The organism is Nocardia sp. NPDC055321 (assembly GCF_053645575.1).
The window spans coordinates 105,686-125,422 of the sequence record NZ_JBSHMS010000009.1 but is presented as its reverse complement, the minus strand read 5'-3'; the positions used below and the strand labels follow the sequence as shown (position 1 = coordinate 125,422).

At 70.2% G+C, this 19,737-nt stretch carries 18 protein-coding genes; 5 read left to right on the top strand and 13 right to left on the bottom strand.

Features of this window, described 5'->3' with window-relative positions:
* Positions 1 to 14: 14 nt before the first annotated feature.
* The 4 genes from ACWIGI_RS16510 to ACWIGI_RS16495 form a co-directional block, all read right to left on the bottom strand.
* Positions 15 to 1,517 carry a vWA domain-containing protein gene (locus tag ACWIGI_RS16510; RefSeq protein WP_454203242.1) on the bottom strand — a complete coding sequence of 501 codons (1,503 nt, stop codon included), beginning with the start codon at positions 1,515 to 1,517 and terminating at the stop codon, positions 15 to 17.
* A gap of 4 nt (positions 1,518 to 1,521) precedes the next feature.
* Positions 1,522 to 2,406: an AAA family ATPase gene (locus ACWIGI_RS16505; RefSeq protein ID WP_454203241.1), complete on the bottom strand. Its 885-nt coding sequence runs from the start codon at positions 2,404 to 2,406 to the stop codon at positions 1,522 to 1,524.
* Positions 2,407 to 2,432: 26 nt separating this feature from the next.
* Positions 2,433 to 3,701, bottom strand: a complete 1,269-nt coding sequence (locus ACWIGI_RS16500; RefSeq protein WP_454203240.1) for a glutamate-5-semialdehyde dehydrogenase — start codon at positions 3,699 to 3,701, stop codon at positions 2,433 to 2,435.
* Between the two features lie 93 nt (positions 3,702 to 3,794).
* On the bottom strand, positions 3,795 to 4,451 hold the full coding sequence (locus tag ACWIGI_RS16495) for a TetR/AcrR family transcriptional regulator (protein ID WP_454203239.1): 657 nt from the start codon (positions 4,449 to 4,451) through the stop codon (positions 3,795 to 3,797).
* A gap of 137 nt (positions 4,452 to 4,588) precedes the next feature.
* Here ACWIGI_RS16495 and ACWIGI_RS16490 point away from each other — a divergent pair, with 137 nt between their 5' ends.
* Complete coding sequence (locus ACWIGI_RS16490; RefSeq protein ID WP_454203238.1) at positions 4,589 to 6,628, top strand: CocE/NonD family hydrolase; 2,040 nt, start codon at positions 4,589 to 4,591, stop codon at positions 6,626 to 6,628.
* 246 nt (positions 6,629 to 6,874) lie between these two features.
* Positions 6,875 to 8,410 carry an MFS transporter gene (locus ACWIGI_RS16485; RefSeq protein WP_454203237.1) on the top strand — a complete coding sequence of 512 codons (1,536 nt, stop codon included), beginning with the start codon at positions 6,875 to 6,877 and terminating at the stop codon, positions 8,408 to 8,410.
* A 14-nt stretch (positions 8,411 to 8,424) separates the two neighbouring features.
* Here the strand turns inward: ACWIGI_RS16485 and ACWIGI_RS16480 are convergent, their stop codons facing one another.
* Together ACWIGI_RS16480 and ACWIGI_RS16475 are read right to left on the bottom strand one after the other, a co-directional pair.
* Complete coding sequence (locus ACWIGI_RS16480) at positions 8,425 to 8,835, bottom strand: hypothetical protein (RefSeq protein WP_454203236.1); 411 nt, start codon at positions 8,833 to 8,835, stop codon at positions 8,425 to 8,427.
* A gap of 54 nt (positions 8,836 to 8,889) precedes the next feature.
* Positions 8,890 to 9,606, bottom strand: coding sequence for a helix-turn-helix transcriptional regulator (locus ACWIGI_RS16475; RefSeq protein ID WP_454203235.1), 717 nt, complete (start codon positions 9,604 to 9,606; stop codon positions 8,890 to 8,892).
* Between the two features lie 326 nt (positions 9,607 to 9,932).
* Here ACWIGI_RS16475 and ACWIGI_RS16470 point away from each other — a divergent pair, with 326 nt between their 5' ends.
* Complete coding sequence (locus tag ACWIGI_RS16470; RefSeq protein WP_454203234.1) at positions 9,933 to 10,793, top strand: ribokinase; 861 nt, start codon at positions 9,933 to 9,935, stop codon at positions 10,791 to 10,793.
* Positions 10,794 to 10,865: 72 nt separating this feature from the next.
* Here the strand turns inward: ACWIGI_RS16470 and ACWIGI_RS16465 are convergent, their stop codons facing one another.
* The gene (locus tag ACWIGI_RS16465; protein WP_454203233.1) at positions 10,866 to 11,447 is read right to left on the bottom strand and encodes a TetR/AcrR family transcriptional regulator; all 582 of its coding nucleotides are present in this window, start codon (positions 11,445 to 11,447) and stop codon (positions 10,866 to 10,868) included.
* Between the two features lie 117 nt (positions 11,448 to 11,564).
* On the opposite strand from ACWIGI_RS16465, the gene ACWIGI_RS16460 reads away from it, so the two are divergent.
* Positions 11,565 to 13,325, top strand: a complete 1,761-nt coding sequence (locus ACWIGI_RS16460; protein ID WP_454203232.1) for a nitroreductase family deazaflavin-dependent oxidoreductase — start codon at positions 11,565 to 11,567, stop codon at positions 13,323 to 13,325.
* A gap of 60 nt (positions 13,326 to 13,385) precedes the next feature.
* On the opposite strand, the gene ACWIGI_RS16455 is transcribed toward ACWIGI_RS16460, so the two are convergent.
* The 6 genes from ACWIGI_RS16455 to ACWIGI_RS16430 all read right to left on the bottom strand — a co-directional run bounded on the left by ACWIGI_RS16455 (position 13,386) and on the right by ACWIGI_RS16430 (position 18,638).
* Complete coding sequence (locus ACWIGI_RS16455) at positions 13,386 to 14,417, bottom strand: zinc-binding dehydrogenase (protein WP_454203231.1); 1,032 nt, start codon at positions 14,415 to 14,417, stop codon at positions 13,386 to 13,388.
* Positions 14,418 to 14,450: 33 nt separating this feature from the next.
* On the bottom strand, positions 14,451 to 15,329 hold the full coding sequence (locus ACWIGI_RS16450; RefSeq protein ID WP_454203230.1) for a VOC family protein: 879 nt from the start codon (positions 15,327 to 15,329) through the stop codon (positions 14,451 to 14,453).
* 18 nt (positions 15,330 to 15,347) lie between these two features.
* Entirely contained in the window at positions 15,348 to 16,460 is a 1,113-nt protein-coding gene (locus tag ACWIGI_RS16445; RefSeq protein ID WP_454203229.1) for a 2Fe-2S iron-sulfur cluster-binding protein, read from the bottom strand.
* Positions 16,461 to 16,621: 161 nt separating this feature from the next.
* A complete protein-coding gene (locus tag ACWIGI_RS16440) occupies positions 16,622 to 16,867 on the bottom strand; it encodes a hypothetical protein (protein WP_454203228.1) in 246 nt (81 codons plus the stop codon).
* A gap of 11 nt (positions 16,868 to 16,878) precedes the next feature.
* The gene (locus ACWIGI_RS16435) at positions 16,879 to 18,039 is read right to left on the bottom strand and encodes a Rieske 2Fe-2S domain-containing protein (RefSeq protein ID WP_454203227.1); all 1,161 of its coding nucleotides are present in this window, start codon (positions 18,037 to 18,039) and stop codon (positions 16,879 to 16,881) included.
* An 86-nt stretch (positions 18,040 to 18,125) separates the two neighbouring features.
* Complete coding sequence (locus tag ACWIGI_RS16430) at positions 18,126 to 18,638, bottom strand: flavin reductase family protein (protein WP_454203226.1); 513 nt, start codon at positions 18,636 to 18,638, stop codon at positions 18,126 to 18,128.
* Positions 18,639 to 18,884: 246 nt separating this feature from the next.
* Here ACWIGI_RS16430 and ACWIGI_RS16425 point away from each other — a divergent pair, with 246 nt between their 5' ends.
* Complete coding sequence (locus ACWIGI_RS16425) at positions 18,885 to 19,721, top strand: IclR family transcriptional regulator (protein WP_454203225.1); 837 nt, start codon at positions 18,885 to 18,887, stop codon at positions 19,719 to 19,721.
* Positions 19,722 to 19,737: the final 16 nt, after the last annotated feature.

Genomic DNA, 19,737 nt, shown 5'->3' with positions numbered 1-19,737 from the left:
GCGCGCTCCTCGAATCAGATGGGCAGTAGGCGGCCGACCACGGCGGTGAGCTGGCGGGCCGAACGGCACTCGTGCATCTCGATGATGTCGGCGTACTTCTTGGCGGCCGAATCGCCGGTACCCCACATCTTCTCGGCCTCGGGGTTGAGCCAGTAGGCGTGCTTGGCGACGCCGACCAGTTGGCGCAGGGTGTCCAGCGCCGGATCGCGATAGTTGGTGCGGGCGTCGCCGAGGATGAGCAGCGAGGTGCGGCTGGTGACCGCGTCGGGGAACTGCTCCGCGAAACCCTCCAGGGCCGAACCGTAATCGGAGTGGCCCTCGATGCCGACCACGTGCGCCTCGGTGAAGATGCGCCGGGTGATCTGATCCAGCGGGGTGGTGGCGTCGAACAGCTGGGTGACCTCGTCCACCCGATCCACGAAGGCGAAGATCCGTACGCGGGAGAACTGTTCGCGCAGCGCGTTCACCAGCACCATGGTGAAGCTGGAGAATCCCGCCACCGAACCCGAGATATCGCACACCAGCACGAGATCCGGGCGGCCCGGGCGCGGCTTGCGGGTCACCAGGTTGACCGGAACGCCACCGGTCGACATGGACTTGCGCAGCGTCTTGCGCAGGTCGATCTCCCCGCGTCGTGCCTTGCGCCGCCGGGAAGCCAAGCGCGAGGCCAGGATCCGCGCCAGCCGCTGACTGCTGCGCCGCAGATCGTCGAGCTCGTTCTGGGAGATGCGCAGGAAGTCCGCGTCCTCGGCCTGGCGGGCCACACCGTAATTGGCGACCCGCTCGCGCCCGATGCGCTCGGCGACGCGACGCCGGGTCTCGGCCTCCACGGTGCCCCGGAACGACTTGATGCGCTGGCGCGCGGTGCGCCGGGCGACCTCGGTGTCGAAGTCGGAGCTGTCCATTCCCGCCGCGAGCCCGGCCAGCAGTTTGGCCACCAGCAGTTCGGGCTGCAGATCCTTGAGCGTCTGATAGCTGGAGAACGACGGCCCGCCGGCGGCCTGGTACTGCCCCATCTGCTCGACCATCTGCGCGGCCAGCGCCTGGAGCTGCTGCTCCTGCTCCGGCGAGGGCTCCTGCATCAGCAGCTCGGCCAGCATCTGCCGCAGCTCGATGATGTTCACCGAACCATCGGGCTTGTAGGGGATCTCGACCTCGGCCGCCCCGATGCGTTCGCCCAGCGCCGCCGGGAACCACAGGTCGAAGAGCCCGTCGTAGGTGGCGCGCTGGGTGGTCCGGCGCAGCAGCGCACAGGCGAGCCCCTCGCGCACCGCCTCCCGGTCCATCAGGTCCAGCACGGTGAGCACCTGTGCGGCATCGACCGTTTCGGACGGCCCGACCGGAATTCCCCTGGCGCGCAGCGCTTCCACGAAACCCACCAGGTGCCCGGAGAACCCGTGCTCGGCGGTCGGGCCCGGCACCGTGGTGGCCGGGCGCGGCGCGGGCGCTCCCCCGCCGGTGACCGCGCGCACGGCCGCGGAGACGAAGCCGCGGGACGAGCTGGAACCGCCGCTCATGGCCTCAGGCCAGCTTCAGCTCGGACTGGGCGCGCAGGTGATCGGCCTGATGCTTGAGCACCACGCCGAGCGTGGCGCGCACGGTCTTGTCGTCGAGATCCTTGGCGCCCAGCGCGATCAGCGTGCGCGCCCAGTCGATGGTCTCCGCCACCGAGGGCAGCTTCTTGAGCTGCATGCCGCGCAGCACGTGCACCACCCGCACCAGCTGGGCGGCGACCGCGGGCTTGAGCTCGGGCACTCGGCTGGCCAGGATGCGGCGCTCGAGATCCTCGTCCGGGAAGTCGATGTGCAGGTACAGGCAGCGGCGCTTCAACGCCTCGGACAGCTCGCGGGTGGCGTTGGAGGTGAGCACCACGAACGGCTTGCGGGTCGCGGTGATCGTCCCCAATTCCGGCACGGTGACCGAGAAGTCGCTCAGGATCTCCAGCAGCAGGCCCTCGATCTCGACGTCGGCCTTGTCGGTCTCGTCGATGAGCAGCACGGTCGGATCACTGCGCCGGATGGCGGTCAGCAGCGGGCGCGAGAGCAGGAATTCCTCGGTGAAGACGTCGGATTTCGTTTCCGCCCAGTCGTTCTCCGAGGACGCCTGGATCCGCAGGATCTGCTTGGCGTGATTCCACTCGTAGAGCGCGCGCGCCTCGTCCACGCCCTCGTAGCACTGCAGGCGCACCAGTTCCGCGCCCGCGACCTGGGCCACGGCCTTGGACAGCTCGGTCTTGCCGACGCCGGCCGGACCCTCGATGAGCAGAGGCTTGCCGAGCCGATCCGCGAGGAAAACCGACGTGGCGGTGGCCTTGTCGGCGAGATAGCCGGTGCCGGCCAGGCGCTCGATCACATCGTCGACCGACGAGAAGATCGGCTCCTGAATCGGTGCTGCTGTAGGAGCCACGGGAGCTGCCCTTTCTTCGAAAGTGTTCAGACGGGCCGGATCTGGCCGTCGCCCCACACGATCCATTTGGTGGAGGTCAGTTCCGGCAGGCCCATGGGGCCGCGGGCGTGCAGCTTCTGGGTGGAGATGCCGATCTCCGCGCCGAAGCCGAACTGCTCGCCGTCGGTGAAGGCGGTGGATGCGTTGACCATGACCGCGGCGGCGTCGACCTGGGTGGTGAACTCGCGCGCGGCTTTCAGATCACCGGTGACGATGGCCTCGGTGTGGCCGGTGCCCCAGTGGTTGATGTGCTCGACGGCCGCGTCCAGGTCGTCGACGACCTTCAAAGCGATGTCCAGGGACAGGTATTCGTCGGCCCAGTCGGTCTCGGTGGCGGGCACCAGCCCGGGCAGGTCGCCGTGAACGGTGACGCCCGCGCCGTCCAGGGCCGCGAGCAGCCGGGGGACGGCGGTCTCGGCGATGGCCGCGTCGACGAGCACGGTCTCGGCGGTATTACACACGCTCGGGCGACGGGTCTTGGCGTTGAGCAGAATGCTCTCGGCCATATCGAGATCCGCGTTCCGGTGCACGAAGACGTGGCAGTTGCCGGTGCCGGTCTCGATGGTGGGCACCAGCGCGTCGCGCACGACGGCGTTGATGAGCCCGGCGCCGCCGCGCGGGATGACCACGTCCACCAGCCCGCGGGCCTGGATCAGGTGGGTCACGCTGGAGCGGTCGTCGGCGGGCAGCAGCTGCACCGAATCGGCCGGAAGGCCCTGCGCGGCAAGCGCTTCGCGCAGCACCTCGACCAGCGCGGCGTTCGAGCGCACCGCGGAGGACGAACCGCGCAGCAGCGCCGCGTTGCCGGACTTGAGCGTGAGCCCGAAGGCGTCGACGGTGACGTTCGGCCGCGCCTCGTAGACCATGCCGACCACCCCGAGCGGGACCCGCACCTGGCGAATCTCCAGGCCGTTGGGCAGCGTCGAACCGCGCACCACGTCACCGACCGGATCCGGCAGCCCGGCCACCTGCCGCAGCCCCGAGGCGATGCCGTCGACGCGGGCCGCGGTCAGGCGCAGGCGATCGAGCTGCGCTTCCGGGGTGCCCCCGGCCGCGGCGAGCTCGATGTCCTCGCCGTTGGCGATGAGCAGTCGATCCTTGGCGGCCAGCAGGGCGTCGGCGGCGGCGTGCAGCGCGGCGTCCTTCTGCGCGGTGGTGAGCTGGGCGAGCGCGCGCGAGGCCACCCGGGCCCGGCGTGCGGCGGCGTGCACCACCTCGCGAACGTTGTCCAGTTCGGTGGCGGTCGAAGCTGTCATGGGTACAGCGTACTGACCGGGCCGGGGCGGGCTTTCGCCGACTTGGGGCAGACCGCCGCAGTCCCCGGATCCCCGGTGCGGCGGGTGGGCGGATTACTCGGCGGGAGCCCGCAGCAGCGCGATCGCCGCGATGCTCAGGTCCGGGGCCAGGGCCGGGAGGCGGGCGGGGCCCGCGGTCTCCAGGCAGTCCCGGATGCGGTCCTCGATGCCGCCGATGAGCAGGTCCACCACGCCCGGCGACGGCGTGCCGGTGAGTTCGCCGCGTTCCACGCCCAGGGCGTGCGCGCGAATCATGCGGTCGGCGAACACCTTCTTCATGCGATGGCGACGCTCGGCGAAGGCGGGCCCGGCGGCCAGGGCCTCGATGTGCAGGGCGCGGGCGGCGGCCGGTTCGGCGGCGAGGATGGCCAGGTAGGACTCGAGGGAGCGGCGGATCAGGTGCTGCCAGTCGGCCTGCGCGTGCGCTTCCAGGGCCGTGCCGAGCTGGTTCTGCAGCAGTTCCATGGCGATGTCGAAGGCGTACGCGAAGCACTCCTCCTTGCCGGCGAACAGCTCGTAGAAGGTGCGGCGCGAGACCTGCGCGTGCTTGGTGATGTCGGCGACCGTGGTGGCCGGGTAGCCCGATTCGGCCACCGCGTGCAGTACGGCCAGGGCGAGACGGCCCTGCTGGGAGGCGAGCACCTGCTCGCGGGTCAAGGCACTCGGACCGGGCCGCAGTCGATCTCGCGACACCTGCGCTGCGATTGCCATGTCTGCACTGTAGCGGCCTTGTCCGCGGAAGTGAGCCCGGTTACAGTGAGCCCCGACAGTTGGGTACGCAACAGTTTCTATCCGGGCCGGCAGGGGCACGACGGTCTCGGAAAGCCATGAAGGGGCGGATCGACGCCATGAGGAGAATCAGCGGCGCCGCGATGCGGTTGGCCGTGGCGGCAGTGGCCGCGACCGTGGTGGGCGCGCTCGCCACACCCATATCGACGGCGGAGGGCATCGATCCCGTCGCGGGCGCTCCGGACTGGAACGCCACCTACGACCAGGCTCCGCTCTACCCCGGCGTGCACATCGACTGGGATGTGCCGCTGACCATGAGCGACGGCACCGTGCTGAAGGCGAACGTGTACCGGCCGATGGACGGGGCCGGGCGGATCGTCGAGACCCCCACCCCGACAATCGTCAACCTCACGCCGTACACGAAACTCGCGTCCATGCTGGCGGATTCGGCCCAGTCGGTGCCGCTGCTGTTCGACGCTTTCGTCTCGGTCATGAACCGCTTCGACCTGTTCGATCTGAACGGCACCCCGGCCTCGGGCGTCGGCGATCTGGTGCGGACGCTGTCCGGTGGGATCACCCGCAACTTCGCCGTGGACCGGAAGCTGCTGCAGAGCGGGTACACCCAGGTCGTGGTGGATGTGCGCGGAACCGGTTTCTCCCAAGGGATTTGGGAGGCGTTCGGGGCGCGGGAACAGCAGGACACCCTCGAGGTGCTGGAGTGGACCGCGAGTCAGCCGTGGTCGAACGGATCCATCGGCATGTCCGGGGTGTCGTACTCGGCGATCAATCAGGTGCAGGCCGCGGACAAACAGCCGTCGGCGCTGAAGGCGATCTTCCCGGTGGTGCCGGGCGCGGATCTGTTGCGCGACACCGCGGCTCCCGGTGGCGGCGTCGGGGTCGGCTTCCTGCCGCTGTGGGTGTCGGCCATCGATTTCTCGAAGCTGATTCCGGATCTGACCGCGGCCGCGACCGGTCGACTCGACTGGAAGTGGCTGGCCGATCGGGTGGCGAGCCCGTTCACGTACCTGGACTTGATGATTCAGGCGCTGTTCGTGCCGTCGGTGGACGCGATCCCGCCGCATCTGCGCACCTTCCTCGATGCCGAGGGGCCGTTCCGCAGCGGACTGTTCGGCCGGCCCGAGAACATCCGGGTGCCCACGTTCGTGGTCGGCGGCTGGCACGACATCTTCGCCTACACCGAACCGCAGATCTACAACGAGATTCCGCTGCCGCCGGGGCAGAAGCAGTTGCTCATGGGCGACTGGTACCACGTCACCGCGGGATCGGGACTGGGTACGCCGGGTGCGCCGCCGCGCCTGGACGTGTTGCAGCGCGCGTGGTTCGACAGGTGGCTCAAGGGAATCGACAACGGCATCGACGGCTTCGGGCCGGTCACACTGGCGCAGCAGGGCGCGGGCTGGGTGAGCGACAGCTCGTTCCCGACGGCCACGGCCGAACACCGCCGGATGTACCTGTCGGCGGATCCCAGCGGTACGACCGGGCAGGTGGTGCACGACGGGTCGCTGCGCGCCGACGTACCCGGACCGGCACGGTTGACCGTCGCCCCGGGGCTGTCCACCCTGTGCTCCCGCGACTCCGCGCAGATCACCGCCGGGGCGCTGTCGGTGATCGACGCCTGCGCCAAGGACTCGCGGATCGCCGAGACGGCCGCGCTGACCTTCACCGGCGCCCCGGTGGCCGAGGCCACCCGGATCTCCGGACCGATTGCGCTGCACCTGAACACGGTGCACGACGCCACGGACGGGTACTGGACCGCGACCGTGAACGACGTCGCGCCCGACGGCACCTCCACCGTGCTGACCTCGGGTCAGCTCACCTCGTCGCTGCGCGCGATCGACGAGAGCAGGAGCGAACGCTCGGCCAACGGCGACTACACCGATCCCTATCACTTCCTGACCCTGGAAACCCGGCAGCCGACGGTCCCCGGGGAGGCCGCGACCCTCGACATCGCCCTGGCCGCAACCGATGCCGTCCTGCGGCCCGGTCATCGCCTGCGCGTCGACGTCTACGCCTCGAATTTCCCCAAGGGCATGCTGATCCCGGCCCTGCTCATCGAATCCGAGCTGCGCCCACAGCATCTGGTGCTGGACCCGGCCGCGCCCAGCTGGATCAACATCCCCACCGACCGGCCGCTGTAAGGCGCCGGCGGCGAACCCCGCGAACCCCCGGGACACTCACGTCGAGTGCGCCGGGGGTCCGCGGGCTCGAGCCTGGATCCGCTCGACCACAGCGGGAATCCGCCCCCGCACTCGGCAGGGATGGCTCCGTGTCGCTCACCGACGGCCTCCGACCGAGTTGCGCCCCGGGGGCGGCCATCGCGTCTCGCGGCTCGCCCGGGATTTCTCCCGGCGGGAGGGAACCGGCTCGCCGGTTACCGTGACCTCATGACCGCGAGCATCCGGTTGTCGTCCGCCGCCGGCCGTTGGGTTCTGCTGGCCACCGTCCTGGGGTCGGGCATGGCGATGCTCGACGCCACGGTGGTGAACGTGGCGCTGCCCCGGATCGGGGCCGAGTTCGGGGCCTCGATGGCCGGATTGCAGTGGACGGTCAACGCGTATTCGCTGACACTGGCCGGATTGATCCTGCTGGGCGGGGCGCTCGGGGACCGGTTCGGCCGGCGGCGGGTGTTCGTGATCGGGGTGGTGTGGTTCGCGGTGGCGTCCGCGCTGTGCGGAGCCGCGCAGAACGTCGAGATGCTGATCGCGGCCCGGGCGCTGCAGGGGGTGGGCGGGGCGCTGCTGACGCCGGGATCGCTGGCGATCATTCAGGCGTCGTTCGCGCCGCGGGATCGGGCCCCCGCGGTCGGCGCGTGGTCGGGGCTGGGCGGGGTAGCCGGGGCCATCGGGCCGTTCGTGGGCGGGTGGCTCGTGGAGTACGCGGGGTGGCGGTGGGTGTTCCTGCTGAACGTGCCGCTGGCGATCGTGGTGGTGCTGGTGGCGGTGCGGCATGTGCCCGAGACGCGGGATACGGGGTCGCACGGGAAGTTCGACGTGCTGGGGGCGGTGGCCGCCGCGCTGTGCCTGACGGGCATCACCTACGCGCTGACCACCGCGCCGGAGGCGGGTTCGAATCGGGCGCTGGTGTTCGGGAGCGCGGTGCTCGGCGTCGTGGCGGGCGTGGTGTTCGTGATCGTCGAGCGGCGGCGGTCGGCCCGCGCGAACAGGCCCGCGCCGACCGGTCCGCAGCCGATGGTGCCGGTGGACGTCTTCGCCTCGCGGCAGTTCACGGCGATCAACGCGGTCACCTTCGTCATGTACGGGGCGATGGGGGTGGTGTTCTTCCTGCTGGTGCTGACGCTGCAGGTGGTGGCCGGGTTCAGCCCGATCGCCGCGGGAACGGCGTTGCTGCCCAGCACCGTGCTGATGCTGCTGTTCTCCGCGCGGGCGGGGGCGCTCGCGCAGAAGGTCGGACCCCGATGGCCTATCACCATCGGCGTGCTGCTGGCCGCGGCGGGCATGCTGCTCATGACGCGCGTCAGCGAGCACACCTCTTACGTGGGCACCGTGCTGCCCGCCGCGATCGTCTTCGGCCTGGGGCTCACCCTCGCGGTGGCGCCGCTCACCGCCACGGTGCTGGCCAGCGCCGACGAACGGCACGCCGGGGTGGCGAGCGGGGTCAACAACGCGGTCGCGCGGGCCGCCGGACTGCTCGCGGTGGCGGCCATTCCCCCGCTGGCCGGGCTCACCGGCGACGCGTACAACAACCCCGCCGACTTCGAACACGGCTTCCGGATCGCGTTGTTCGTGTGCGTGGCGCTCATGCTGCTCGCGGCCGTGCTGACGGTGCTGACCGTCGAGGACGACGCCTTGGCCGCCGCGCCCCCGGAAGCCGAGCCGGAATGCCGCACCTTCTGTGCGATCTCCGCGCCGCCGCTGGAACCGGCGCGCAGCGGCCGATCCACCGGGGGCGGCGCAGAATAGCGAATCCATGACCGTCAGAAGGGGAAACGGCGTTCGGCGGTCACCGACCACACGCGGACGAGTCTGCCGTCGACGGTCTCGAAGAAGTCGATTCCGCTGCGGCCGTTGCCATCCTGAAGTTCGGCGTACCAGCGGCAGGAGAAGGCTGCGGGGCCGTTCCGGGTGAAGGTCCCCACCGCGTGGCCGTCGAGGACGAAGCGGATGCCGGTGCGGGTGCGCCGGTAGGCGTGCAGGAATTCGGCGAATGCCGCCGGGCCGCGCACGTCGTCGGCGGGATGCTTGCCCGCACCCTCGCCGCTGCCGAACGCGATGCGGAAGTCGCTGCCGCACAGGTCGTTCGCCAGCTCCGGCGCGCTGTTCCACATCTCGGTCCAGGCGGCGGCGAAGTCGTCGGCGGTGGTGATCTCGGTCGATACGGCGGTCATGACTGCTCCCGGTGTCGTTCGATCGCCCCGGTATCGGGGCACAACACTCAGCGTTCAGTCCGTGCGCGACAACGGTATGTCCGTGATCGCCGCCACATCGATGAGCTTGCCGTCGCCGGTCGAGATGAGCGACAGGTCGATTCCCCTGTCGGGCACCCGATCCGGCAGCACCTCGGCGGACAGCACGCGGTCGAGCCGGAAGCCGCGGATCGCGCCGCGCAGCAGGCACCACGCCGAGAGGTACCAGTGCTCGCCGACGATGAGCCCGAGCGGCTCCACCAGGCGCGAACTCGCGACACCCGCCCGGTCGGTGTACGAGAGCCGCAGCACCCGGCGGCCGATCAGCGCCTCCAGCACCTGCGGCGGTGCGGTCGGCGACTCCCCCGGCAGCAGCCGGATGCGGTCGCTGAGCTCGGCCGCGCCCGCCCGATCCCCCTCGGTCAGCACCCCCAGCACCTTGTGCACGGCCGACCGCGCCGCGGGCGCGAAGGGGGTTCCGGCCAAGCGCGGCAACGCGACCAGCAGCGCGGTCGCCTCGGTCGCGGTCAGCGACACCGGCGCCAGCGTGCGCCCCCGGTCCAGCGCGTAGCCCCCGTTGCGCCCCGGCATCGTCCGCACCGGCACCCCCGACTGCTGCAGCGCCGCGATGTCCCGCACGATCGTCCGCGGCGTCACCTCCAGTCGCGCCGCCAACTGCCGCGCCGACCGCGGCCGCGGGCTGTAGGCTCGCAGCTCCTCGGCGAGCGCGTAGAGCCGCTCGGTCTTGGTCACCCTCGCATTCTGGCGCGGGGGTACGACAGGTGTGGGTGAGCGTTGCCGCTCCCACCACGGCCCACTCGGGGAGTTGTTCGCGCACCCGGTCTCTCGGCAGCGAGACCTCGATGAATCGGCGCGACACCGGAGGAGTTCGCTCCGGCAGCGAGACGTCATGCGTCGCTCGAGCCTCGGAGGACAGCCGCGGGGCCAGTGGTGCGCACTCCGGATCCGGCCGGCGCGGTTCGGTACGCCGCGTGGGGGTTCTTCGATCCTGTCGCGGGACGAGCCGAATCCGCGCGAGTCGGGCGATGGGTCGGTCGGTGCTCGTTTATCGTGCGGGTATGGCACGGATCGTGGTGGTGGGCAGCATCAATATGGATCTGGTGACTACCGTCGGGCGGCGGCCGGAGCCCGGGGAAACCGTCAGCGGAGAGTCGTTCGCGCTCGTGCCGGGCGGGAAGGGCTCGAACCAGGCGATCGCGGCGCGGCGCGGCGGGGGCGCGGTGGAGTTCGTGGGGGCCGTGGGTGACGACGTGTTCGCGGAGGCCCTCGAAAGCGTGCTCGCCGCGGCGGGAGTGGGGGTTTCGCGGCTGCGGCGGGTCGACGGGCCGAGCGGGGTGGCGGCGATCATCGTGGACGGGGGCGGGGAGAACAGCATCATCGTTGTGGGCGGGGCCAATTCGCGGATGACCGACCTGAGCGAGGCGGATCTGGCGGTCATCGCGCAGGCGGATGTGCTGCTGTGCCAGTTGGAGATTCCGGTGGAGACCGTGCTGGCGGCGGCGGTGCACGCACGCGCGAACGATGGCCTGGTGATGCTCAATCCGTCTCCGGTGCGCGAACTTTCGGACGAGCTCTGGGCGGCGGTGGACATCGCGGTGGTCAACGAGGGCGAGGCCGCCGAGTTCGGGGCGGCCCTGGACGTGGTGCCGCACGTGATCACCACGCTGGGCGCGGACGGCGCGGTGTATCGCGGGCTCGACGGGCGCACGTTTCCGCAGGCGGGGATCGAGGTGGCGGTCGTGGACACCACGGGAGCCGGGGACACCTTCACGGGCGTGCTCGCGGCGCACTGGCACGAGGGGCCGGAGACGGCGCTGCGGTGGGCGTGCGCGGCGGGGGCGCTGGCCACCACGACATTGGGCGCCAGCGCGGCGATTCCGTCGTTCGAGCAGATCGAAGGGGCATTGAGCCCGGCCTGATCGTGCAACAATCCCACTGTTCGGCGGAATCCGCCGCCGTCGGGGTATTCGCGCACGATCCGACCGGGTATCTCACGCCGCCGCGGTCGGAGCCTTCCCCGTATGCAGCGCAACCAGATCCGCCAATTGCCGGCCCACCCGCTCCAGCGGCGCGGTGGTGCGCGACGCCAGCGACATGACCACCGCGCCCTCGATCGCCGCCACGATGGTCGTGGCCAGGGTCCGGGCGGTCTCGGGCGCGACCTGCTCGGCTTCGAGCCGATCGGCCAGGATGCCCTCCCACTCGGTGAAGGTCTCCCCCGCGACGTCGGCGGCCTCCGGCGATTCGGCGCGGCCGAGGGCGGCAGCGACTATCGGGCAGCCCGCGGTGAAATCGCTCGAGATCAGGGCGTCACGCCACATGGCCGGGAAGGCCGCGATGACCGTCGCCAGGTCCGTGCCCGCGGTGACGGTGCGCATGAGGGCGCTCGACGCCTGGCCCGCCGTGCGCGTCGCCTCGGCCACCAGCTCGGATTTGCCGCCCGGGAAGTTCAGGTAGACCGAGCGGCGCGATATGCCGCTGTGCTCCAGGAGCTGGGCGATTCCGGTTCCGGCGATGCCTTTGCAGCGCATGAGCGCAATGGCGCTGTCGATGAGGCGGTCGCGCGCTCCCATGGTCGATTCCTTCCTTGCAGTATACCGATCGGTGTACTAGCGTTTTCCGTTATACCGATTGGTCTACCGAGTGTAGACCGGCGTAATCCACTTCGACGATGATTCGGAGCACCTGCCATGGCGACATCACCCTCCCGGCGGCCGGCCCCGGACCGCACCGCGCCAACTCCCAGCAACGGAGTGCCCGGTCTGTCCGATCCACTGCCGCTGGCCAGTGGGCAGGTGCTGCCGAACCGCATGATGAAGTCGGCGCTGAGCGAGGGTCTGGGCACCACCGACTGCGCGCCCGACGAGCGCCTCGAGCGCCTGTACGCGCGCTGGAGCACCGGCGGCTACGGGCTGATCGTGACCGGCAACGTCATGGTCGACAGCCGTCACCAGGGTGAGCCGGGCAATGTGGCGCTCGAGGACAAACGGCATCTGGCGGCGGTCACGCGGTGGGCCGAGGTGGCCAAGGCCGGCGGCAGCAAGGTCTGGATGCAGATCAATCATCCCGGCCGCCAAGCCAATCCGCTGGTGACCCGGAACCGCACCGTCGCGCCGTCGGCCATCGCCATGGGCATCCCGGGCGCCCCGGCCCCGCGCGCGCTGACCGAAGCCGAGATCCTGGAGATCATCGAACGTTTCGGCGTGGCGGCGAGCATCGCCGAGACCGCGGGCTTCGACGGCGTCCAGATTCACGGCGCGCACGGGTACCTGGTATCGCAGTTCCTGTCGCCGCTGTCGAATCAGCGCACCGACGCCTGGGGCGGAGATCCCGAGCGGCGCAGGCGATTCGTGCTCGAGGTCGCGCGCAGCATCCGCGCCGCGGTCGGCCCGGGCTTCGGGCTCGGCATCAAACTCAACTCCGCCGACTTCCAGCGCGGTGGTTTCACCGAGGACGAATCGCGCGCGGTCGTGGAGGCGCTGTCGAGCGAGGGCCTGGACCTCATCGAGATCAGCGGCGGCACCTACGATTCCCCGGCCATGCTGAATCGCCCGCAGACCGCCGCGGCCAGCACCCGGGCCCGGGAGGCGTACTTCCTGGAGTACGCCGAATCGGTGCGGCAGGCGGCCGGCGCGGTGCCGATCGCGGTGACCGGTGGCTTCCGTTCCCGCGCGGCGATGTCCGAGGCGCTGGCCGAGGGCAAGTGCGACCTCATCGGCCTGGGGCGTCCCGCCATCCTGTTCCCGAACGCGGCGGCCGATCTGCTCACCAACGGCACCGAAGTGCTGAATCCCCCGGCGATTTCCCTCGGCCTGCCCGCCCGGCTGCGGGCCAATCCCATGCTGAAGTCCCTGGACGGCGCGCTGGATCTGCAGTGGCACACCGACCAATTGCATCTGCTCGGCGCGGGCAGCGATCCGGACCCGGAGCGCTCGCCCTGGAAGACCGCCGTTCTCATCGTGCGGCGCAACGGTTTCGACGCCTTCCGCAGCAAGCGGTCGGCCGCGCCGCGACCCGCCGTGAACGCCGCGGCCCGCAAGTTCCGCCGGGAGCGGACCCTGGGCCGCTACGTCATGAACCCCGCGGTGCGGGCCCTGGACCGGATCGGCGTGCGCACCACGCTGGCCGCGGAGATCGAGACCATCGGCCGCAAATCCGGTGAGCCGCGCCGGGTTCCGATCTCCATGCTCTTCGACGCCGACGGCGCGTGGGCCATCTGCCAGCACGGCATGCGCTCGGGCTGGGGCCTCAACATCTCGGCGAACCCCGAAGTCCGGGTCCGCCAGGGCGATTGCTGGCGCACCGGCACCGCCGTCCTGCTCCCGGACGACGACGTGGTGGCCCGCGCGCGCACCTTCGCCCCGCATCCGCTACTGGCACCGGCCGCGCGCGGCATGTTCGCCGCTCTGGAGTCCGATCCGGTGACGGTACGAATCACCTTCACCGACTGACGATTTCGCGCGTCCCGCCGGATCCCGGTCACGGTGCTTCCGGCGGGGCCACGGGCACCCTCAGAGGTTGGGGCGCACCAGGATCTGGATGTGATCCTCCGGATTGCGCAGGGACTCGATGGCCCCGGCCACCCCGTCCAGCCCGACCTCGTCGGTGATGAGCGAGGCCGCGTCCACCGTGCCCTCGGCGATGCGGCGCAGGGTCTTGGCGTATTCCTCGTGCGGGTACACCATGCACATCTCGAGCGAGATGTCCTTGTATATCCCGACGATGGGCCGGATGACGTCGTCGGTCATGACCGCGCCGATCTGCAGGATCCTGGTCTCGCGGGGCACCCTGTCCATGAGTTCCATCAGCAGCCCGCGCACCGCGGCGCACACCCAGACGTGCAGTTTCTGGCCGGGCGCGGCCAGGTCCCGCCACACCTCCACCGGATCCTCCACCGCCGGATCCACGACCCGGTGCGCGCCCAGGCGCAGGGCGGCCTCGCGGCGCAGCCTCGACGGATCCGAGGCGACGATGGGCTCGACTCCGCGTTCGGCCAGCGCCGCGACCGCGCCCAATCCGACGGGGCCGCAACCGATCACGATGCCGCTGCCGTCGGGCCCGATCCCGGTGCGCGCCACGTTGCCGAAGCCGACGGCCAGGGGTTCGGTCATGGCCGCCACGTGCGCGGGCACGTGATCGGGAATCGGCTCCAGGGCCATGGCCTGCAACACCATGCGCTCCCCGTAGCCGCCGGGGAAATCGTTGGAGAAGCCGAGGCCGTGGATGCCGCCGGCCGCGTCCAGTGCCCACGGCAGGGCGACCACGTTCTGTCCTTCGACGAACGGGGTGTCCGGTCCCGCGCCGATGACCCGGGCGGCGAGCTCGTGGCCCATGACCAGGTCCCGGTGCGGGTCGAACAGGAAGGTCGGCACGCCGCTGTCCCGCGAGGCCCGCAGGAAGTCGTCGGTGTGGTCCAGGGCCTGTTTGTCCGAGCCACAGATCCCGCACGCGATGGTCTCGACCAGCACCTGCCCGGGACCGGGCACCGGCTCCGGGATCTCGTCGACGACGAGCCTGCGATTGCGCATGACGACCGCGCGCATGTCAGTTCCCTTCCGGCGCCGGGGTCGGGTCGCTCAGCCGCGGGCCCACTCGTGGCCCCAGTAGCTGTCCGCGGTCATCTCCTCCGCGACATAGTCGTCGCCGACCAGCATGCCCTCGCAACCGAATTCGATGTCCCAGTTGCCGGGGGTGCGCACGTAGAAGGAGATCATCTTGTCGTTGGTGTGCCTGCCCAGCGTCGAGGACAGGTGGTAGCCGGCCTTGGTGACGCGGTCCAGGGCCCGGCCGACATCGTCGAGCGAGTCGACCTCGACCATGATGTGCACGATGCCGGGGCCGTCCGGGCGGCTGCCCGGGATGAGCGCGAGGCTGTGGTGCCGGGGGTTGACGCCCATGAAGCGGATCCAGATGGGGTGCGCGGGCGGTCCGACGCGGAACGAGCCGCGCGAGCTGAAATCCAGTACCTCGGTGTAGAACTGCCGCGCGGCCTCGATGTCGGGCACCGGCAGCACCACGTGCCCCAGGCCCAGGTCGCCGTTGACGAACCGGGCGCCGTAGCGGGTCAGCACGGGGCTGTGGTCGAGCAGCGGTCCGTGGAACACCTCGATGGTGAACCCGGCCGGATCGACGAAGCTGATCGCCTCCTCGACATGACGATTCGCCGATTCCTCGAGGCTCAGCGCGGTCACCGCGACGCCCGCCTTCTCCAGGATCTCGCGCACCAGGTGCAGCGAGCGGCGGTCCGCGACCTGCCAGCCGACGGCGATGACCTCGTCGCGCTCACCCGGCACCAGTTCCAGGCGGTAGGTGTGCTCGTCGGTGCGCAGGTAGACCGAGTCCGGATTGGGGCCCGAGCCCTCGGCGAAACCGAGGGTGTCGAAGGCGAATTCGCGCCACGCCGCGACATCGGCGATGCGGACGCGGACGTAGCCGAGGGAGCTGAAGGCAGCCATGGTGAACTCCTAGCGATTTCAGGAATAGGTGATCGAGACGTCGTCGGTCACCGGAACGGCCTGGCAGGCCAGCACATAGCCCTCTTCCAGGTCGGCGTCTTCGAGAACTTCGTTGCGCCGCATGGACACCTCGCCGGAGACGACACGGCAGACGCAGGCGCTGCACGCGCCCTCGCGGCACGAGTACGGCGCCTCCAGGCCCTTGGCGAGCAGCACGTCCAGCAGGGTCTGCTGCCGCGGCCAGGTGACCTCGTGATTCTCCCCGTCGAGTTCGACCCGCGCGACAGCGTTGTCACCGGCGGCGGCCGCGGCGTCCATATCGACCGCGGCGGTATCGGTCTCGAACGGATTGCCCGCCAGCGACACGAACTTCTCCGCGTGCACGCGCTTGCGATCCGCGCCGAGCGCGGTCATGGCCGCGGCGACCGCGTCCATGAACGGGCCGGGGCCGCAGACGAACACCTCGCGGCCGGCCCACGGCGCGGCCAGCGCGGTGAGCTGGGCGACGCTCGGCAGGCCCTGCACCGACTGCAGCCAGTGCAGCACCAGCAGCCGATCCGGGTGCGCGGCGGCCAGTTCCGCGAGTTCGGCCGCGAAGATGACCGAGTTCTCGTGCTGGTTGGCGTAGATCAGCGTGATGTGACCCGAACCCCGCGCCAGCGCGGACTTCAGGATGGACAGCACCGGGGTGATGCCGCTGCCGCCGCCGAACAGCAGCAGATCGGTGTCCAGCGACGCGGGAGTGAAGAGCCCGGCCGGCGGCAGCACGTCCAGGCTCATGCCCTCGACGGCGTTGTCGCACAACCAGTTCGAGCCGTAGCCGTCGACCGTGCGTTTCACCGTCACCTTGAGCGGGCCGCCCTCGTGCGGCGCGCTGGACAGGGAGTAGCAGCGGCTCACCGACCCGGTGCGCTCGCTCGGAATGCGCAGGGTCAGGAACTGGCCGGGGCGGTAGTCGAAGCGATCGGCGCAGTCCGCGCCGGGGGTCAGTTCCAGCGATACCGCGTCGGCGGTCTCGCGCACCACCCGGGTGATGCGCACCGCGGCGCTGCCGCCCGCGCGCCGCACGGTCTCCAACGCGGCGTCGGCGTCGAGCTGCGCCGTATCCGGTTCGAGGTCTGCCACCGTCATCGCTCCACCAGTTCCATTCCTGTGCGTGTGTTTCGTTCCCGATCCGATCGGGTAGACCATTCGAGGGTCGACCGCCGACGCTGCCGGGCGGCCTGTTTCTCAGGCTTGGCGGCGGACCGTCGCTGACGCTCGGCGGCGGCCCGTCGCCAAGACGCCGCGCCCTAGGCCAGGGTGCGCCCGCGCGTGCGCACATCCGCGTCGCGGGTGCTCGCGCCCAGTGCGCCCGAGGCCACCGCCGCGTCGATGCTGTCGCGCAGCGCGTGGCAGGTGTGCGCCTTCAGGCCCGTCGCGGCCAGTTCCGTGCAGGCGGCCTCGGCGGCCCGGTTCCACTGCACGCTGGTGTGCTGGGGGCTGAACTTCTCCACCAGCACGCAGGTCCCGCAGGACCCGCACGAAACCCGATCCATCTCGGCGCCTCTCAGCCCTGTGCCGCGGCGGCTTCGGCGCGCTTGGCCAGGTTGTCGGCCACCTCGGCCTCCCAGGCGGTGACCGCGCGGGTGGTGTCCACCTCGAACTCGAAGCGCGCGGTCATCTCGTCGCTGACCGCGGCGGCGTCGGTGTAGAACTGCTCGTACCAGCGACGCAGCTGGTAGACCGGCCCGTCCTCCTCGCACAGCAGCGGATTGTTGATGCGCGACTTGCGCTTCCAGATATTGGCGTCCTGCTCGAAGCCCTTGCCGAGGCCGCCGACGAACTTCTGCGCGATCTCCGCGGCCTGCTCGGCCGGAACGCCGTCGGGCCTGCGCGCGATGGCCCCGTACATGAGCATGAACTGGTTCTCGTTGATCGGGTAGTGACAGTTGATCAGGTACCCCTCGACGACCAGGCCGTTCGCGCTCTCGGACTTCAGGTAGTCGATCATGTAGGACGGGCCGTAATAGGAGGCCTCGGACTGCAGGACGTTCTTGCCGCCCAGCGCCTTGGCGGTCTCGCCCATCATGTCCTCGCGCGAGACCGAGGTCATGTACTGGCTGGCGGTGTGCCCCTCGAAGACGTTCTTGAAGAAGGTCGGGAAGCCGTAGTGCACGTAGAAGAAGTGCGCCATGTCCACCACGTTGTCCACGACCTCGCGGCAGTTGGCGTCCACGATCATGGTGTTCCAGGTCCAGTCGGTCCACTCGTCGCTGAACGCGGCGTCGATGCGCGGGATCGCGACCTCGGCGGGCGGCTGCTTGTTCTCCGGGTCGTGCCAGACGAACAGCTGGTGGTTCTCGACCATGGTCGGCCACGCCTTGGTGCGGGCCAGCGGCGGCACCCGGCGCGCGTACGGGATGCCCGTGCACTTGCCCTTGCCGTTCCAGCGCCAGTCGTGGAACGGGCAGGCCAGCGAATCACCCTTGACGGTGCCGTCGGCCAGATTGCCGCCCATGTGCGGGCAGTAGGCGTTGAGCACGTTGAGCGTGCCGTCCTCGGCCGCGAAGACCACGATCTCGGTGCCGAAAGCCTTGACGGTGTGCGGCTTTCCGTCGCGGAAGGTCTCGGCCAGGCCCAAGCAGTGCCAGCCGCGCGCGAACCGGGCAGGCGGGGCGCCCGCGTCGATGACTCGCACTTCGGTCGCCACGGCACCATCGGTGGTCATGTGAATTCCTCTCCCTTGCCTTACTTCGAATGGTTCCCGCCCATGTGACGCCGATGACAACGGGTGTCCCACTGGCCGGGAGGTTGCTACTGGTGTGCGAGACGCCCGAAGGCCGCGCGGTAGAACAGCAGCGGCGTCGCCTCGGAGTGTTCGTTCAGGCCGGTCACACTCGCGATGACGACGGTGTGATCACCGCCGTCGACCTCGTCGCGCAGGGTGCAGTCGATGGTTGCCAGCGCACCGGTGAGCAGCGGAGAACCGTTCGCGGACGGGGTCCAGTCGATCCCGGCGAACTTGTCCGCGCCGGGCCGCCCGAGCCGACGGCAGAGCTCGTCCTGGTGGTCGGCCAGGATGTTCACGCAGAACGACCCGGCCCGGCGGATGCGCGGCCAGGTGCTCGAGGTGCGCGCCGGGAAGAAGCTCACCAGCGGCGGGTCGATGGACAGCGAGGCGAACGACTGGCACGCGAACCCGACCGGTTCGCCGGCGTCCATGGCGGTGATCACGGTGACGCCCGAGGCGAAGCGCCCGAGCACGGCCTTGAAGGCGGCGGGATCGATCCGCGCGGCCACGAGATCTACCTCCAGCACCGGTTCCACGGTGACTCCTCTATTTCGGTTCGACATATAGCTGTCAGTCATGACAGCAGGTCGGGCCACGGAGGCGTCAACATCCGGGTTCGGTGACCGAGACATGAATCCGTAGAACGGGACCAAACCTACGTAGTTCTCCCGATTCGTCCGGGTGTGGTCCAGGGCACTGTGATGGGTAGCACAAGGTCCGAAACCGGCACATGCCTATTCGGAATATCCCTAGACTGGATGTCGGATCCAACGGAGGCTCATATGTCCGTCGCCACGCTCGCCTCGGCGGAAGCTCGAATCGCTCACAACCCCATGCGTGCCAAGGAATCTCGTAACACCAGCGCCGAAGTGCCGGTCTCGATGATCGAACGGATGACGCTGATCCTGGACGCGTTCGACGCCTCCACCCCCACCCTCACCCTGCTCGGTCTGGTCGAGCGCACCGGGCTGCCGCGGTCGACCGTGCACCGGATCCTCGATCAGATGATCAAGCTGCGCTGGCTGGCGCACACCTCGGGCGGCTACCGCCTGGGCATGCGCGCGCTCGAACTCGGCGGACTCACCGCCGACCACAACGAGATTCGCGACGCGGTCAGCCCGCTGCTGCACGAGTTGAGCCAGCGCACCGGCATGGTCGGGCACCTCGCGGTGCTGGACGGGCGCGACGTGGTCTACCTGGACAAGGCCGGCGGCCGCTTCGCCGCGAGCCTGCCCACCCGCCTGGGCGGCCGGATGCCCGCGCACGCGACGGGTGTCGGCAAGGCCATGCTCGCCTGTCTCGAGCCCAACATCGCCGAGGCCGCGCTGCGCACCCGCCTGCCGCGCCTGACCCCGCGCACCATCTGCGAGCCCGAGGCCCTGGCCCGCGAACTCGCCCAGATCCGCCTGCGCCAGGGCATCGCCATCGACCGTGAAGAGGCCGTGGTCGGAATCGCCTGTGTCGCAGCGCCACTGCGCGGCCGGGGCACCGCGCCCGCCGCCCTCTCGCTCTCGGGCCGGGCCGACGGCATGAGCTACGACCGGCTGGCCCGCGTCGTGCTCGAGGTCGCGCACGAGGCCGGTCGCGCCCTGTTCCCGCGCCGCGCGCACTGGCGCTGACACAACCGATCGGTTG

Coding starts and splice junctions, on each gene's coding strand:
- ACWIGI_RS16440 (WP_454203228.1), bottom strand. CDS start 16,867: ATGGATCGGGTTTCGTGCGGGTCCTGCGGGACCTGCGTGCTGGTGGAG.
- ACWIGI_RS16435 (WP_454203227.1), bottom strand. CDS start 18,039: ATGACCACCGATGGTGCCGTGGCGACCGAAGTGCGAGTCATCGACGCG.
- ACWIGI_RS16500 (WP_454203240.1), bottom strand. CDS start 3,701: ATGACAGCTTCGACCGCCACCGAACTGGACAACGTTCGCGAGGTGGTG.
- ACWIGI_RS16445 (WP_454203229.1), bottom strand. CDS start 16,460: ATGACGGTGGCAGACCTCGAACCGGATACGGCGCAGCTCGACGCCGAC.
- ACWIGI_RS16465 (WP_454203233.1), bottom strand. CDS start 11,447: ATGGGAGCGCGCGACCGCCTCATCGACAGCGCCATTGCGCTCATGCGC.
- ACWIGI_RS16460 (WP_454203232.1), top strand. CDS start 11,565: ATGGCGACATCACCCTCCCGGCGGCCGGCCCCGGACCGCACCGCGCCA.
- ACWIGI_RS16485 (WP_454203237.1), top strand. CDS start 6,875: ATGACCGCGAGCATCCGGTTGTCGTCCGCCGCCGGCCGTTGGGTTCTG.
- ACWIGI_RS16480 (WP_454203236.1), bottom strand. CDS start 8,835: ATGACCGCCGTATCGACCGAGATCACCACCGCCGACGACTTCGCCGCC.
- ACWIGI_RS16450 (WP_454203230.1), bottom strand. CDS start 15,329: ATGGCTGCCTTCAGCTCCCTCGGCTACGTCCGCGTCCGCATCGCCGAT.
- ACWIGI_RS16425 (WP_454203225.1), top strand. CDS start 18,885: ATGTCCGTCGCCACGCTCGCCTCGGCGGAAGCTCGAATCGCTCACAAC.
- ACWIGI_RS16490 (WP_454203238.1), top strand. CDS start 4,589: ATGAGGAGAATCAGCGGCGCCGCGATGCGGTTGGCCGTGGCGGCAGTG.
- ACWIGI_RS16510 (WP_454203242.1), bottom strand. CDS start 1,517: ATGAGCGGCGGTTCCAGCTCGTCCCGCGGCTTCGTCTCCGCGGCCGTG.
- ACWIGI_RS16455 (WP_454203231.1), bottom strand. CDS start 14,417: ATGCGCGCGGTCGTCATGCGCAATCGCAGGCTCGTCGTCGACGAGATC.
- ACWIGI_RS16470 (WP_454203234.1), top strand. CDS start 9,933: ATGGCACGGATCGTGGTGGTGGGCAGCATCAATATGGATCTGGTGACT.
- ACWIGI_RS16495 (WP_454203239.1), bottom strand. CDS start 4,451: ATGGCAATCGCAGCGCAGGTGTCGCGAGATCGACTGCGGCCCGGTCCG.